Origin of the sequence: Cupriavidus sp. IK-TO18, from assembly GCF_015549295.1 — a bacterium.
Lineage (GTDB): Bacteria > Pseudomonadota > Gammaproteobacteria > Burkholderiales > Burkholderiaceae > Cupriavidus > Cupriavidus oxalaticus_A.
Genome location: NZ_JADGMP010000001.1, coordinates 94,562 through 109,410, shown reverse-complemented (window position 1 = coordinate 109,410; position 14,849 = coordinate 94,562). Strand labels below are relative to the sequence as shown.

The 14,849-nt window shown below is 71.2% G+C and carries 7 protein-coding genes; 6 read left to right on the top strand and 1 reads right to left on the bottom strand.

Annotated features, from left to right (window positions below; all coding sequences use genetic code 11):
- Position 1 precedes the first annotated feature (1 nt).
- The 5 genes from IPF36_RS00470 to IPF36_RS00450 are packed head-to-tail and all read left to right on the top strand — an operon-like array spanning position 2 to position 10,775.
- Positions 2-1,750 carry a hypothetical protein gene (locus IPF36_RS00470; RefSeq protein ID WP_195426964.1) on the top strand — a complete coding sequence of 583 codons (1,749 nt, stop codon included), beginning with the start codon at positions 2-4 and terminating at the stop codon, positions 1,748-1,750.
- A 4-nt stretch (positions 1,751-1,754) separates the two neighbouring features.
- A complete protein-coding gene (locus tag IPF36_RS00465) occupies positions 1,755-3,890 on the top strand; it encodes an ATP-binding protein (protein WP_195426962.1) in 2,136 nt (711 codons plus the stop codon).
- Positions 3,891-3,901: 11 nt separating this feature from the next.
- A complete protein-coding gene (locus IPF36_RS00460) occupies positions 3,902-7,498 on the top strand; it encodes a DUF4157 domain-containing protein (protein ID WP_195426961.1) in 3,597 nt (1,198 codons plus the stop codon).
- Positions 7,495-10,314, top strand: coding sequence for a DUF4157 domain-containing protein (locus IPF36_RS00455; protein ID WP_195426959.1), 2,820 nt, complete (start codon positions 7,495-7,497; stop codon positions 10,312-10,314). The genes IPF36_RS00460 and IPF36_RS00455 overlap by 4 nt, the downstream gene beginning before the upstream one ends.
- On the top strand, positions 10,311-10,775 hold the full coding sequence (locus IPF36_RS00450; protein ID WP_133095701.1) for a hypothetical protein: 465 nt from the start codon (positions 10,311-10,313) through the stop codon (positions 10,773-10,775). The genes IPF36_RS00455 and IPF36_RS00450 overlap by 4 nt, the downstream gene beginning before the upstream one ends.
- Positions 10,776-10,822: 47 nt before the next feature.
- Here IPF36_RS00450 and IPF36_RS00445 read toward each other — a convergent pair whose 3' ends face one another.
- Positions 10,823-11,866 (bottom strand): sigma-54-dependent Fis family transcriptional regulator, encoded by a 1,044-nt coding sequence (locus IPF36_RS00445; protein WP_240745821.1) that lies wholly within the window; start codon positions 11,864-11,866, stop codon positions 10,823-10,825.
- A gap of 304 nt (positions 11,867-12,170) precedes the next feature.
- Here IPF36_RS00445 and IPF36_RS00440 point away from each other — a divergent pair, with 304 nt between their 5' ends.
- A complete protein-coding gene (locus tag IPF36_RS00440; RefSeq protein ID WP_195426958.1) occupies positions 12,171-14,657 on the top strand; it encodes an FAD-dependent oxidoreductase in 2,487 nt (828 codons plus the stop codon).
- Positions 14,658-14,849: the final 192 nt, after the last annotated feature.

Genomic DNA, 14,849 nt, shown 5'->3' with positions numbered 1-14,849 from the left:
CATGGCCCACCTGCGCATCCGCCAGTGGCACAACGCATATGCGGTGCCTGCCGCGCACCCCGCGCCGGCCGCGCTCGGCCACCAGCTCGACGCGCTGGCGCCGCAGCTGGCGCAGGCGCTGGCGGATCAGCTCGACGCACTCGGGCTGGATGACGACGCCGTGGTGCTGCTGCCTCGGCTGGAGATCGCCTGCGAGATCGATACCGCGTGCCCCGCCGGGCAGATCGTGCGGCACTGGTCGCGCCAGCTGGCGCTGGCCTTTGCGCGCGCGCTGGCGGATCCAGCCGGCGACGCCATCAGCATGCCCTCGCGCGCGGCTTACCATGCGCGCTTTATCGAACGGCTGCTGCGCGGCGACGGCTGGGACAGCTGGCTCTTCCACCGCTTCGCCGGCCTGCGCATGCTGCCGGCGGGCGCGGCCATCCGCACCCTGCTGACGGAAGACGCCGCCACGGGACGCGCCACGCTGGCGCTGCTGGACAGGGCAAGCTGGCCCATGCTGCTGGCGGCGCTGGGCGAGCGCGAGGCGGTGCGCATCCTGTCCCGCTGGCACGAACAGGAGAGCGAGGCCACCGACGTGGGCCCGTTGGAGCCTGCCGCCAGCGCATGGCGGCAGGCGTCGCCCGGCCGCGTCGCGCCCGCGCTGCTGGCACTGTGGCTGCTCGCGCATGGCGGCGCGGCGCAGCCGGCTGGCATCGGCGCGCTGTGCTGGCTGGCGGCGTTGCTGTCGATGCCTGAGGACATGCCTGCCACCGTGCTGGCGCGTCTTGCCGCGCACGGCGTCATCGATGGCAAACCTGTCTGCGCCACGGATCCCGACTGGCTGGTGCTGCTCGCCACCACGCCGCAGCCTGTGCGTGCGGCAATGGCATCGCTGGCGGCACAGGCCAGGCAGGTGCAGCAAGAGCGCGCGCCATCCACACCCGATGCCGCTGCGGAACCGCTTGACGCGCCATTCGGCGGCCTCGCGTGGCTGCTGCCTGCCCTGCATGATCTGTTCGACGGCGGCTGGGCCAGCGCACTGCCCGCGCCGCCGGCCGGGGCCGGCAGCGCGCGCGACGTTGCCGCGCTGCTGGCGCTGGCGATCGCCGCCGGCCATCGTGGCGAACGGGTGTGGCGCGACCCGTTCTGGCGCACCTTCCTGCAGGTGGCGCCAGCCTTTTCACTGCCAGCGCTGCACGACTGGCTGGCCGCCACGGACGCCGAAGCGCCGGCCCTGGCACTCGCCGCCTCGTTGCGCCGCTGTGCCTTCACCGGCGTCGCGCGGCTGCGGGTGCCAGCCGGGGCGATCCGCACCGAGGTATGGATCGAACCTGGCAGCGCCTGCCGCCTGCATGCCACGACGCCACCGGCTGGCCTGGCCGAGTCCGCGCCGCTGCCGCTCGCCATGCGGCTGCGCCTGACACGGTTGCTGCGCCAGGATCTTGCGCTGCTGGGTGCCAGCCCGGTGCTGGCGGCGCTGCCGCCGGCCTGGCGGGACATCTTCGCCACGCTGGCGCAGGCCGCGCTGCGGCGCATCGCCTTCCGCATTCCGGGCGCGGCCCGTTGCACCTTGCCGTACCTGTTCGCCAACGTGCTCGATACACGCGGCGAGGCCCACCGCGGCGGTGCCGGCGCCGCAACCGGGACCGCCTGGACCCTCTCGCTGCGGCGCCCGCCGCTGCACGTGCTGCTGAGCCTGAACGGCATGGCGCGGCTGCGCGTGGCCTGGCCGGGCCGGCGCGAGCTGAGCCTGCACTGCACGGAGTGAACGCATGCGCCGCGATCTCGACCCGCTCATCGCCGGTGGCCGGCAAGCACCGATGCCGGCGCCATGGCCGCAGGCGCATCCCTTCGGCAACGAACGGCTGTGGCTGGACTGCCTGGTCGAGCGCGAGATCCTGCGCCTGCGCGCACGCTACGAACTGTCGCTCGACGAACTGCGCGGCCTCTACATCTCCGACCGCCAGGTCGATGCGCTGCTGCGCCAGCAGGCCGGGCAGCTCGGCCAACCCGATGCCGATCCCGCCGGCGCGCTGACGCGCCAGGCCGCGCAGTGGCGCGAGCATTTCAACGCGGGCTCGCCGCTGGCGCTGCTGGGCGAGCGGCTGGCGCTGGCGCCGGACGATCTGGAGTTGCTGTTCGTGGTGCTCGCGCCTGAACTCGACCTGCGCTACGAAACGCTCTACGCCTACCTGAACAACGACATCGCGCGCAAGGTCGCCACCGTCGACATGGTGTGCCGGCTGCTCGGCGCCGACGTGGTCCCGCATGACGCCGCCGCGCTGCGCGGCCGCGTCCGCGCGCTGGCCGCGGCCGGCATCCTGGTGCTGGCCGACAGTGACGAACAACGCAGCACGCTCGGGCAAAGCCTGGCGCTGGCGCCGCCGGTCGCGCAATTCCTGCTCGGCATCCCGCCCGCCGCGCAGGAGACGGCAGACGCGGACGAACCCTGGCTGGAAGCCGTAGCCGACGCCGTCGGCGCGCCAACCGCCTGCAGCGAGTTGATCGCCTGCCGCAGCGACGACCCCGAACGCCAGGCCGGCTGGGCGCGCCGCCTGCTGGCCCGCCGCGGCCGCCACGCGCTGCACCTGGCGCCGCACGCCCTGCTGGCCGGCACATCGCCGCTGCTGGCCGCCCGGCTCGCGCACGCCGCGCTGGTGCTGCATGATGCCGCCGGCACCAGCCGCGACGCCGCCGCGGACGAACGCCTGGCCGCCGCGCTGCGGCGCACGCTCGACGGCGGCCTCGACGTGCTGTGGCTGGTGCCGCCGAACTGGCGCCCCCTGCCCGCGCTGTCGCGCCTGCCGCTGACCACCTTCACGCTGCCGGCCGCCACCGGCGCCGAGCGCGCACGGGAATGGGCCGATGCCATCCGCGACGCCCGGCTGGCCGATGCGGGACAGCCGGCCGCGAGCCTGGCCGACACGCTCGCCGCCCGCTTCTCGCTGTCCGGCACCCGCATCCGGCAGGCGGTGCGCGCCGCGCAGGCATTGTGGGCGGCCGACCCGGCCATCGCCAGCGGCCACGAGGCCCTCGACCGCGCCGCGCGCCAGCTCGCCGCGCAGGGGCTGGCACAGGTGGCCGAGCTGGCCACGCGCCCGCACCGCTGGCCGCAACTGGTGCTGCCCGCCACCACGCTGCAGCTGCTGCATGAAATCGGCGCCGCCATCGCCCGCCGCGAGCAGGTGTTCCGCGACTGGAACATGCAGGGCCGCACCGGCCGCAGCGCGGGACTGATGCTGCTGTTCGCCGGCGCCTCCGGCACCGGCAAGACCATGGCCGCCTCGGTGCTGGCCAACCACGCCGGGCTGGACCTGTTCCGCGTCGACCTGGCCAGCGTGGTGTCGAAGTACATCGGCGAGACCGAGAAAAACCTGGAGCGCATCTTCAGCGCGGCGCAGGATGCCGACGCGATCCTGCTGTTCGACGAGGCCGACGCCCTGCTCGGCAAGCGCGCCGAGGTCAGGGACGCGCACGACCGCTACGCCAATATCGAGGTGGCCTACCTGCTGCAGCGCATGGAAACGCACGACGGCGTGGTGATCCTGGCCAGCAACCTGCCCAAGAACCTCGACCCTGCCTTTGCGCGGCGCATGCACTATACCGTCGAGTTCGGGCGGCCCAACGCAGTGTTGCGCGAGCAGCTCTGGCGCGGCATGTTCCCGGCCGAGGTGCCGCTGGCGGGCGATATTGACTATGCCTTTATCGCCGAGCAGTTCGAGCTGACCGGCGGGGACATCCAGGCCATTGCGCTGGAAGCCGCGTTCCTGGCGGCCGGCGAAGGCAGTGCGGTGGGCATGGCGCAGCTGATGCGGGCGCTGTCGCGGCGGCAGACCAAGCATGGCGACGCGGGCACGGCAGCGCGTTTTCGCGCGCACCAGGACGCCGCCGAACACAGGCGTGCCTGACGGCGGTAGCCATGAAGACACGCGACAGCCGCAAGGCCGCGCCGCATCCCGACGCCAGCCGGACCAGGCAGCCGGACGGTAGCGCAGGTGCGGGCAAGGGTGCAGGCCATCACGGCCCGGCCCCGCTGGCGGTGCTCGGCAACCAGGCAGTGCAACACTTGCTGGCCCCACCGCCAGTCAGCGCCACCGTCAGCGCGACCGCCATCCCCGCAGCCAGCGCGGCCCGGCCGGATGACGGGCTCGAGGCCGCCGCGGCACAGGCATCAACGGTATCCGGCCAGTCGCTGCCTGCAGCGATGCGCAATGCCGCCGAGGGAACGCTGGGACTGTCGCTCGGCCATGTCCGCCTGCATCACGGCAGCGCCGCCGCCGAACTGACGGCGGGCAGCCGCGCGGATGCGCTGACCTGGCGCAATCACGTCTTTGTCCGGCCCGAACAGTGGGCACCGGATACCCAGGCCGGCCGCGCCCTGCTCGGGCACGAGCTGGTGCATGTCGCGCAAAACCAGGCGTTCGGCCCTGGGCGCCTGCGCAGCCTGAGCCGCCACGACGATGCCGCCGAACGCGAGGCGCATGCGCTGGGCCCGCGCGTCCTGGACGGTGCGCGCGGCGCGGCGCGCCCGGCCAGCGGTCAGGTCGCCGCCATCGGCCGGCAGGAGACCAGCACGCCGGACACGCCGTCCAGCATGCCGCCGCCAGCATTCTGCTCATCCGACGACGCAAGCGGGGGGACGGTCGCCACGTCCTCGTCCTCGTCCTCGTCCTCGTCATCGTCATCGACCTCGCCGGCATCCTCCGCGGTCCCGTCGGCGCCTGCCGCGTTCGATCCGGCCAATGCCGATGCGCGCACGCTGACCAATGCCGACCTGATCGCTCGCGATCTGGAGGCGTCCACGTTCCTCGCGCAAGCCGCCGCCACCAGCCCGCGAACCGCCGGCTGGCAACGGCTGCAGCGCGCGATCGCGGCGGAGCGGACACGGCGCATCGCGCGCGGCTTTGTGTTCCTGGCTGAACGGACCGACACCACGCCTGCGGCGCTCTACCAGATGCGCGGCAGCGCGGCGCCCGGCATCATCGAGATTGTCACTACCAACGCCGCGGCGGCGATGGGCGCTGCGGATGTCACGCTGGGCGGCGCAATCATGACGCAGCGGCAAGTGCGCGCCTACGTGGCGACCCTGGGCTACCGCACCATCAGCGGTCCGCAGGCTGACGGGATGATCGCCAACCGCGCCGACCTGATCCAGCGCGCGATCGCCGCCGAGCGGCAACGTGGCCTGTCGCTGCCGACGCAGGGCGGGATCGGCCGTACGCCGTTTCTCGACTACCGCCTGGCAGGGGGGTTTCATCCATATGGCCCGGGCACGGCCCCGGGACAGCTGCCGCTGGGCCTGGCCGACGCCAATTTCCGCGGGCGCATCGGCGAGATCGGCATGGGCAGCGACTGGCGCACCGGCTGGGGCACCGGCCTGCAGGACCTGAACCGCGTATCCTGGGTCGATGTGACCGGCCGCACGCAGACCGGCAACTTCCCCGTGGTGGATTTCGGTCCGGGCGAGGGACGGGTACCGCGCATCCTGGATATCCAGCCGATCTCCGTGACCACCAGCGGTGCCGCGGACTACGACACGCGGCAGCAGCAATACACGATGAAGATCGAGGCGCTGCTGGACGTGGCAGGCCGGCGCGCGACCTCGCCCGCCAGCACGGACCTGGTGCTGCGCCACCTTCAGCAGGCGAGCGGCGATGCCACGCTGGCGCCCGGCACGGCCGCGTACCAGCAGGCGCAGGCGCGCTTCCTGTCTGACACCATGTTTGCCGTGCCCGACGCCGACCTGGCCAGCCTGCGCAGCGCCATTGCCAACCCCAACGCCGCGCCGCCCGGGGGGGCCAACCGGATGATCGCGCGCCCCGGCGGCTTGCGCGCGCTGTACACCGACGCGCTGCGCGCTGCGCCGGTCCGGCTCACGCTGCGCGATGGCAGCACGGTGATGTGCAGCAGCCTGGCTGAACTGGCGGCACGCGCGCCGGCGGCATCCAGCTTTAGCGTGGCGGGATCAAGCCTGTCCTACCCGCCGAACCAGCGTATCTCCACCGCCGAGTTCAACCGGGCCATGGCCGAGCTGGGCCGCACCGCCGCCAGCCGCATCGTGCCGATCGGCAGCGCGCCGGCCATGGCTGCCGCCGCGGACGCGGCACGCCCGCCCCCCGTCGGCCCCACCATTGCCACGCCGACTCGCATCCTGGAGATCGACAGCCACGATCTTGGCTACATCGGCGAGCGCATCGGCCAGGGCCTGGCGGACGCGCGCACGGCCGGCGCGCCAGGCAGCGGCGGCGCCCGCTGGACCACCGCGGCGCAAGCCGACCCGGTGCTTTCGGCCGTGCGTGCCATGACCGGCAATCCGTCCCTGCAGCGCGGCACGCCGGAATTCGACGCGGCGCGCCAGCAGGTCCTCGGCAACGCCCTGCTGGCGATCAATGCCGACGATGTGCGCGCCTTCCAGGCGACGCTGCACAGCGACGCGGCCTGGGACGGCCGGCTGCGCACCAGCTTCGGCGCCGCCATGGCGGACAGTCCCGTCACCGTCACGACCGCTTCCGGCCCGCGCACGTTCCACTCCCCCGCGGAACTGGACGCGGCGCGCGCGTCCATGACGCCGGAGCAGTACAACCAGGCGCGCGCGCAGGCGCAGGGCCTGGTCGCCGGCCGCGTCACCGGCAGCGGCGTGACCACCGCCCAGCTCAACCGGCTGGAGGGATTCCGCGACGTCGCAACCGTGGCGCTGGGCGACCAGGCCGGCACGGTGCTGCAGCCGGATGTGCTGTCCCACGTCCGGCTCGGCTCTGCCCGGGCTACCGCCGAGAGCTTTGGCCGGGGCGGCCTCGGCGGCATGATCGTCGGTGTGGTGACCACCGCCGGCACGATCTACGTCGACACCCAGGAACACCCTGACTGGGCGCAGGAACTGGCGCTGGCCGGCGGCCGCGATTTTGCGCTGTCGGGCACCCAGTCGGCACTGGAGAGCCGGCTGACGTACTACATGGCACAGCGCGCCATCGCCACTGGCGCACCGCTGAGCGGGCTGGCCCGCTTTGGCGCGCGCGCCGGGCCTACTGCGCTGTTCTCGGGCGGCATCGAGATCTACAACATCAGCCAGGAACAGCGCCCGCATAGCGGGCTCGAGGTCACCACGCGGGTCGGCCGCGCGGTGGGCATCGCCATCGTCTCGATGGAAATCGGGGCGGCGGCAGGCTCTGTCGTGCCGGGCGCCGGCACCGCGGCCGGTGCGGTGGTGGGCTTCATCGTCGGCGCGATTGCGGGCGGCGTCTCCGCCTACATCCTCGACCAGGTGGTGCCGGGCAGCGCGGAATCCTGGAATGCCGACGCCGCGGCCGCCGAGGCGCGCCGCGCACGGGAAGCCGAAGCGCTGCGGCAAGCCATGGCGCCGCGCGTGGTCGCCACCATCGGCGAAACCACCACGCTCGAGCCGATGATGTCATCGTCGGAGATCTCCACGGAAGAGCAGCAGGCCATCGCCCGCTGGGTCACGCTGCTGACCATGGCGCGGCGCGAGCCTCCGCCCGCGGCCGGGAGCGGGCCATGAGCCCGACCTCACGCAAGCCGCCCGCGCCGGTCCGTGACGCCGACTGCCCCGATGCGCCTGCCAGGGGAAGCGGCCGCGCGCACGGGGGGCGCGAGCCGCAACGGCAAGCGGGGAATCTGGCGATGCAGGCGCTTTGCGCGCGCGGTGCGATCCGTGCCAAGCCGGTGCTTGGCGTCGCGTCCGACACCGCCGAGCTGCAGGCCGACCAGATGGCCGAAGCCGCCGTCAGCGGCGCGCAGCCTGTCCCCGCAGGCTGTACCTGCACATCGGGCGAGCCCCCCTGTTCCGCGTGCCAGGCCAGCGCCGGCGCCACCTTGCGGCGCAAGCCGCGCGGCCGGGACTGGCTGGCCGAGACCCCGGACCTCGCGCCGGGTCCCGGGCGTGCGCTGGATGACGGCACGCGCCGCTTCTTCGAGAGCCGCTACCAGGCAGACTTGTCGGCAGTGCGCGTTCATGACACTGCGCAGGCGGCCGCCAGCGCTGCACGGCTGGATGCGCACGCGTTCGCCATCGGCTCGAGCATCGTCTTTGGTGCCGGCGAGTACCAGCCACACACCAGCGCAGGCAAACGGCTGATCGGGCACGAACTGGCCCATGTACTGCAGGACGACGCGCAACCCACGCTGCGGCGCGATCCCCTGTCTTCATCCACATCGTCCGCATCCACCGGTTCCGCGTCCTCCCTGCTAAGCCTGGCCCCCGCCGACGACGCGTCCCAGGTCTGCAGGGGCGAGGAGCCGGCCGAGCCGCAGATGTGCATGGCGGCGCCGGATCCTGCCAACCCGACCGTCCTAGACCTCACCGGCTCGCTGGACGAGCGTGTCGCGTCGTTCAAGGAGCTCGTAAAGACCACGGCAATCCACCGGCTGCTGTCGAACAAACGCAATCTCGGCATGTGGGCAGTCCTGGTCGAGGACATGATCCCCAGCGAGGACATCGCCGCGCTGGGCATGACGCAATCCGGCGCGTCGCGGCCCTACTTCGAGCTTCAGGACATGCGCGACCCGCAGATGCGGGAGCTGCGCGCGCGGCAGGCCTTTGGCCAGTTCCGCGCCTGCACCGGTTGCCATCTGGAAACCCAGATCTCCGCGTCGCGCACCGAACGCGAGGCACTGAGCCCCTATGGCTGGGCCACGCCCAACGAAATGCGCGCCGGTATCCGCCCGCCTTCGCGCTTCGAAACACTGGCCCGCTTCAGCAGCCCGCCGGACCTGGCCGGGCCTTATGGGCTTGCGCCGGCGGCGCATCCGGCCATGGAACTCGCGCGGCCGGGCCTGTACCGGCCGCCGGCCGGCACTGCCGAAGCCGAGCTGCACCAGCTGTTCCCCGATCCCGAGGCAACCGGGCAGGCGCTGGCACGGGTCGGGCCGATCATCGGCGCGCTTGGACCATCGGGCTACAAGGTGCTGCCCGAAGGGATGCTCAACACGTTGCGCACCGGCACCGCGCAGGATATCCGCGGGCAGATCCTGTCGGCGATCACCACGCGCAAGGGCAACTACGACGAACTGATGGCCAAGATCCGGGCCAACGAAGTTGGCTATGAGCACTTCGGCCCGGTCATCAGAAGCCTGTTGCCTCTCGCCGACGAGACGGTCCGTACCGCCATCCAGGACGAGATGGACAGCAACGCGTTCTGGGACAAGGTTGAATCCGTGGTGGTCGCGGCGCTGTCGGCGCTGGCATTGCTGCTGACCATCTTCCCGCCCACCTCCGCCGCGGGCATTGCGTTCTTTGCCGCGCTGGAGATCTCGCTTGGCTACTACAGCGTGCAAAAGGGCCAGGAAGCCATGCGCATTGGTTCCGCCTACCGGCTGGGTATCGGCGCACACGATGTCTTCACGCCTGAGCAGCAGCAGGCTGGCGACGCGATGGTGCTCAACGGCTTCGTCAGCGTGGCCACCGGTTACCTGGGCATGTTCAGCGGTGCCCTGCGCGCCGGCACCGCCATGCCGCGCGCGGCGCCGCTGACACAGGGTGGACTGGCGCTGTCGGGCCGTGGCGCCACCGCCGCACGCACCCTCGAACACGGCGAGTATGTCATCACCATCGGCGAGGACGGCGCCATGTTCGTGACCGTTGCCTCGCGTCCGGACCTGGTGATCATGGTGCGGGGAGAAACCGCAACCTTGTACCAACTGCTCGAAGGCGGCGGCATGCGGGTGGCCGCCAGTGCCACCGTGCCATCGCGCGGCGCCGGCAGTGCGCCGTTGATGCTGGAGGCCGGCAGCGGCACCGGGGCGGCAAGCACGGCGCTGGTCCCGGTGGGCCCGCAAGCGCTGGTGCCGTTCTCGCCCACGGCGCCGGGGTCGACGCTGGCGCCGCTGTCGACGGGCAGCCAGCCGGCGCGTGTGCTGATCACGCCGCCGCCGCGCGAGCCGCTGATGCTCGGGCCGGGCAATGCCACCACGTACACCTGGGACGAAATCAGCCGCATGCGCCAGCCCATGCTGTGGCAAGAGCGCGAGACATACCTGCAGCAAGTGTACGGCGCGCCGGGACAACAGCACTTCCCGGTGCCGAATACCGGCGGGCGCTACGTGGACGTACCCGTGCCGCAGGCCGGCGGCGGCGTGCTGGCGGGCGAGGCAAAATCGTACACGCGCTGGATCGGCGTGCCCGGACAGCGCGGCGGGATTCCGAACCAGGTCGAACTCACCGACCGCATCCGCGAACAGATCCAGCGCGATGTCTGGCTGCGCAACAACGTCCCGGGCTATGATCCACGCTGGATGTTCACCGACGCCCCGCCCTCTGCAGCGTTGCGGCAGGCGCTGCGGGACGAGGGCATCGTCTTTATCGAGTACAGCTTTTGACCGAGCCCGCCCAACCCCTCCCTTCGCTGGCCGCCCGCCGCGCCTGGCTGGACACGCTCAAGGCGCGCCAGCGCGACATGCTGGACGAACTCGCGCAGGTCGCCGGCATCGTGCCCCACAGCGCCCTGTCGGACGACCCGCAGGGCCAGTTCGCGCGGCTCGCGGCCTTTGTCGATCGCACCGACCTGCAGGCGGCGACGGACGACGCGCGCACCTGGCTGCTGAACCGGCTCGGCCTTTACCTGGCGCACTACGTGATGGCCCGCCACGGCGGCCAGCTCACGGTGCAGGACAATCCGCAGCAGCGCTTCTATCTTGCCTTTGTGGTCACCGGCATGGACGCGCCGGTGCCGGCCGGGGCCAGGCTTGACCCGTTCGCGCTCGCATACGACGCGATCCACGCACTGCCGCGCATCCCGCTCGGCACGCTGCTTGCCACCGCCGAACACGAGCTGGCCTGAATCGGCCCCCTGAATCGGCCCGTATCGCAAGCGCGCCTGCAAGCCGGCTAGGAGAACTCGGCCCGATCGATGCCGTGCTTCTTCAGCAACCTTCCGAAGACCCGTCGCTCCTTGCCCGCCTCACGCGCCGCCGCTGACACGTTGCCGTGGCTGCGCGCCAGCGCCGAGCGCAGGTAGGCCGCCTCGAATGCCGCCAGGGCCTGGTCGCGCGCCTCCTTGAATGGCTGCATGCCGGGCGCAGCCTCGCTGGCCAGGTCGACCGTGCAGGGCGTCGCCGGGCAGCCTTCGGCATGCACCACGCGCCCGTCGCACGACAGCAGGCAGCGCTGCACGAAGTTCTCCAGCTCACGCACGTTGCCCCGCCACGGCTGTGCCAGCATCCACGCCAGCGAGGCCTGGTCGAACCGGCAGCCGGGCCAGCCATAGCGGGCACAGAAGCGCGACGCAAACAGCTCGACCAGCGGCGGGATGTCTTCAGGGCGCTCCCTCAGGCTGGGCATGCGCACGTTGGCCACGTTGAGCCGATAGAGCAGGTCTTCGCGGAACCAGCCATCCTGGGCGCCCTGCTTCAGCTCGCGGTTGGTGGCGGCGACGATGCGCACGTCGGCCTTGCGGCTGTGCGGGGCACCCAGCGGCCGGTAGCGGAAGTCCTGCAGGAAGCGCAGCAGCGACGCCTGGCTGCGCAGGGACAGCGCATGGATTTCGTCGAAGAAGAGCGTGCCCCCTTCTGCCTGCGCGACCAGGCCGGCGGCATCGCGGCGCGCATCGGTATAGGCGCCGCGCACGTGGCCGAAGAGTTCGCCTTCGAACAGCGTTTCGGGCAACGCGCCGCAATCCACGGGGACGAAGGGCCGGTCGCGGCGCCCGCCGCGATAGTGCAGGCTGCGCGCCACCAGCTCCTTGCCGGTGCCGGTCTCGCCCAGGATCAGCACGGGCACGTCGACGCGGGCCAGCCGGGCCACCACCGCCATCGCCTCCCGGAACACCTGGCTGGATCCCAGCAACCCGCCGGGGTCCTCGCCGTCCGGCATGACGCCGTCCTCCCCTGCCTGCGCGATGCCGGCAGGCGCGAATTCTTGCTTCGGAGACATCTTTCCCTCCCCCGGCGCCGGCAGCGCAGCGACAAGCATCGCGCGTCACGGGCCCAAATGCCTCACCCGGCGCCTTTGTGCAGGGCAGCAGCAAGCGGCGGGATGGCTACACACTAGCCCATGGCGGCCGAAACGCAATTAAGTTTGCCGCAGATCAGCTTTCACACGGCATTTGCAGCTTGTATTCAAGGATTTAGGCGTTTCGCAGGGCGACGCGAAAGCGCATTTTTGTTGCATTTTGTGTTGTTTATTGGCATTTTGTGGAATAACATCAAGCCTCGATCCGCGCCCCTCGAGTCCCGCCATGCCTATCCCCCTCCCCGCCCAAACCCGCGTCGTCATCATCGGCGGCGGCATCATCGGCTGCAGCGTCGCCTACCACCTGACGAAGCTGGGCTGGAAGGATGTGGTGCTGCTCGAGCAGGGCCAGCTGTCGTGCGGCACCACCTGGCACGCCGCCGGGCTGGTCGGCCAGCTGCGCTCGCAGGAAAGCATGACGAAGCTGATCCGCTACTCCACGCAGCTCTACAGCGAACTGGAAGCGGAAACCGGCCTCGGCACCGGCTGGAAACAATGCGGCTCCCTGTCCGTGGCGCGCACCGCCGAGCGCATGACGCAGCTGCGCCGCACCGCGGCGGTGGCGCGCGCCTATGGCGTGGCGTGCGAGGTCATCTCCCCTTCGCAGGCCGGCGAGCTGTGGCCGGCGATGCGTACCGACGACCTGCGCGGCGCGGTCTGGCTGCCCGGCGACGGCAAGGCCAATCCCACCGACCTGACGCAGGCGCTGGCGCGCGGCGCGCGCAGCCGCGCCGCCATCATCGCGCAGGACACGAAGATCACCGCGATCCATAGCGCCGACGGCCGCGCCACCGGCGTCAGCTGGCGCAACAAGAACGGGGACGAGGGGCGGCTGCAGGCCGAGATCGTGGTCAACTGCGCCGGCCAGTGGGCGCGGCAGGTAGGCCTGATGTGCGGCGTGACCGTGCCGCTGCATTCGGCCGAGCACTACTACATCGTCACCGGGCGCATCGCCGGCGTGCCCCCCGACCTGCCGGTGATGCGCGACCCGGACGGCTTCATCTACTTCAAGGAGGAAGTCGGCGGGCTGGTGATGGGCGGCTTCGAGCCTGACGCCAAGCCTTGGGGCATGCAGGGCATTCCCGAGCCGTTCGAGTTCCAGCTGCTGCCCGACGACTGGGACCAGTTCCAGGTCCTGATGGAAAACGCGCTGGTGCGCGTGCCCGCGCTCGAAACGGCGCAGGTCAAGCAGTTCTACAACGGCCCGGAATCCTTCACGCCGGACAACAACTTCATCCTCGGCGAGGCGCCGGAGCTGCGCAATTTCTACGTCGGCGCGGGCTTCAACTCGATGGGCATCGCCTCCGCCGGCGGCGCCGGCATGGCGCTGGCGGAATGGATCGTGGCGGGCGAACCCACCATGGACCTGTGGCCCGTCGATATCCGCCGCTTCGCCGGCTTCAACGGCAACCAGAACTGGCTGCACGACCGCGTCAAGGAAACGCTCGGCCTGCACTACGCGATGCCGTGGCCGAACCGTGAGCTGGAGACCGCGCGCCCGTTCCGCCGCTCGCCGCTGTACGCGCACCTGCGCGATGCCGGCGCGAGTTTCGGCAGCAAGATGGGCTGGGAGCGGCCCAGCTTCTTCGCGCCGCCGGGCGCATCGCCGCGGATCGAATATGCCTTCGGCCGGCAGAACTGGCTGCCGTGGAGCGGTGCCGAGCACCGTGCCTGCCGCGAAGGCGTGGCGCTCTTCGACATGAGCTCGTTCTCCAAGTACCTGGTCAAGGGCATCGATGCCGAGGCGGTGCTGCAGTACGTGATGAGCAACGACGTGGCGGTGCCGCCGGGGCAGGCCGTCTATACCGCGATGCTCAACCAACGCGGCACCTATGAGTCCGACCTGACCGTGACGCGGCTGGCGCACGACCAGTACCTGGTGGTGACCGGGTCGGCGCAGGCCACGCGCGACTTCAGCTATATCGAGCGGCTGATCCCGTCCGACAAGCGCTGCGTGATCGTCGACATCACCGGCCAGTACGCGGTGCTGGCGGTGATGGGGCCGCGCTCGCGCGAGCTGCTGCAAAAGGTGTCGCGCGCGGACTTCTCCAACGAAGGCTTCCCCTTCGGCAGTTCGCGCGAGATCGACCTCGGCTATGCCACCGTGCGCGCGACCCGCCTGACCTACGTGGGCGAGCTGGGCTGGGAACTGTACGTGCCGGTGGAATTCGCGGTTGGCGTCTACGAGACGCTGCATGAAGCCGGGCGCACGCTCGGGCTGGTCAATGCCGGCTACTACGCCATCGAATCGCTGCGGCTCGAAAAGGGCTACCGCGCGTGGGGCCGCGAGCTGTCGCCGTCGGTCAACCCGTTCGAGGCGGGACTGTCGTTCTCCTGCAAGCTGGCCAGCGGCATCGACTTCCGCGGCCGGCAAGCGCTGCTGCAACTGCGGCAGGCGGGCGCGCCCACGCGGCGCATGGTGGTCGTGACGATGGATGGCGCGAGCGACGCCATGCTGTGGGGCGCAGAGGCCGTGCTGCGCACCGGCCCCGACGGCAGCGTGCGCGCAGTGGGATCGCTCAGTTCTGCCGCATTCGGCCACACGCTGGGCTGCCCGGTCGGCATGGCCTTGCTGGCGCGCGAGGATGGGCCGGCCGATGCGGCGTGGCTTGAAGCCGGCACGTACCACGTCGACCTGGCCGGCGAACTGCTGCCCGCACGCGTACACCTGCGCGCGCCCTACGATCCGGCATCCGCGCGCCCGAAGGCTTGAACAGGGCCGGGGGAACAAGGGCGACCTGCTGCGACGAGAATAGGTGTTCCAATCTGGAGCAACCGCTGTCACGCGCTGGCACACCGCCGCCGGCGCGTGACACATTCCTGGCTCATTTCCGCGGATATTCCTCCCAATTCCCCCGCGTTTCCGTCTTATCGCGCCCCGGCACACCTCTTGCGATCTGCTCCC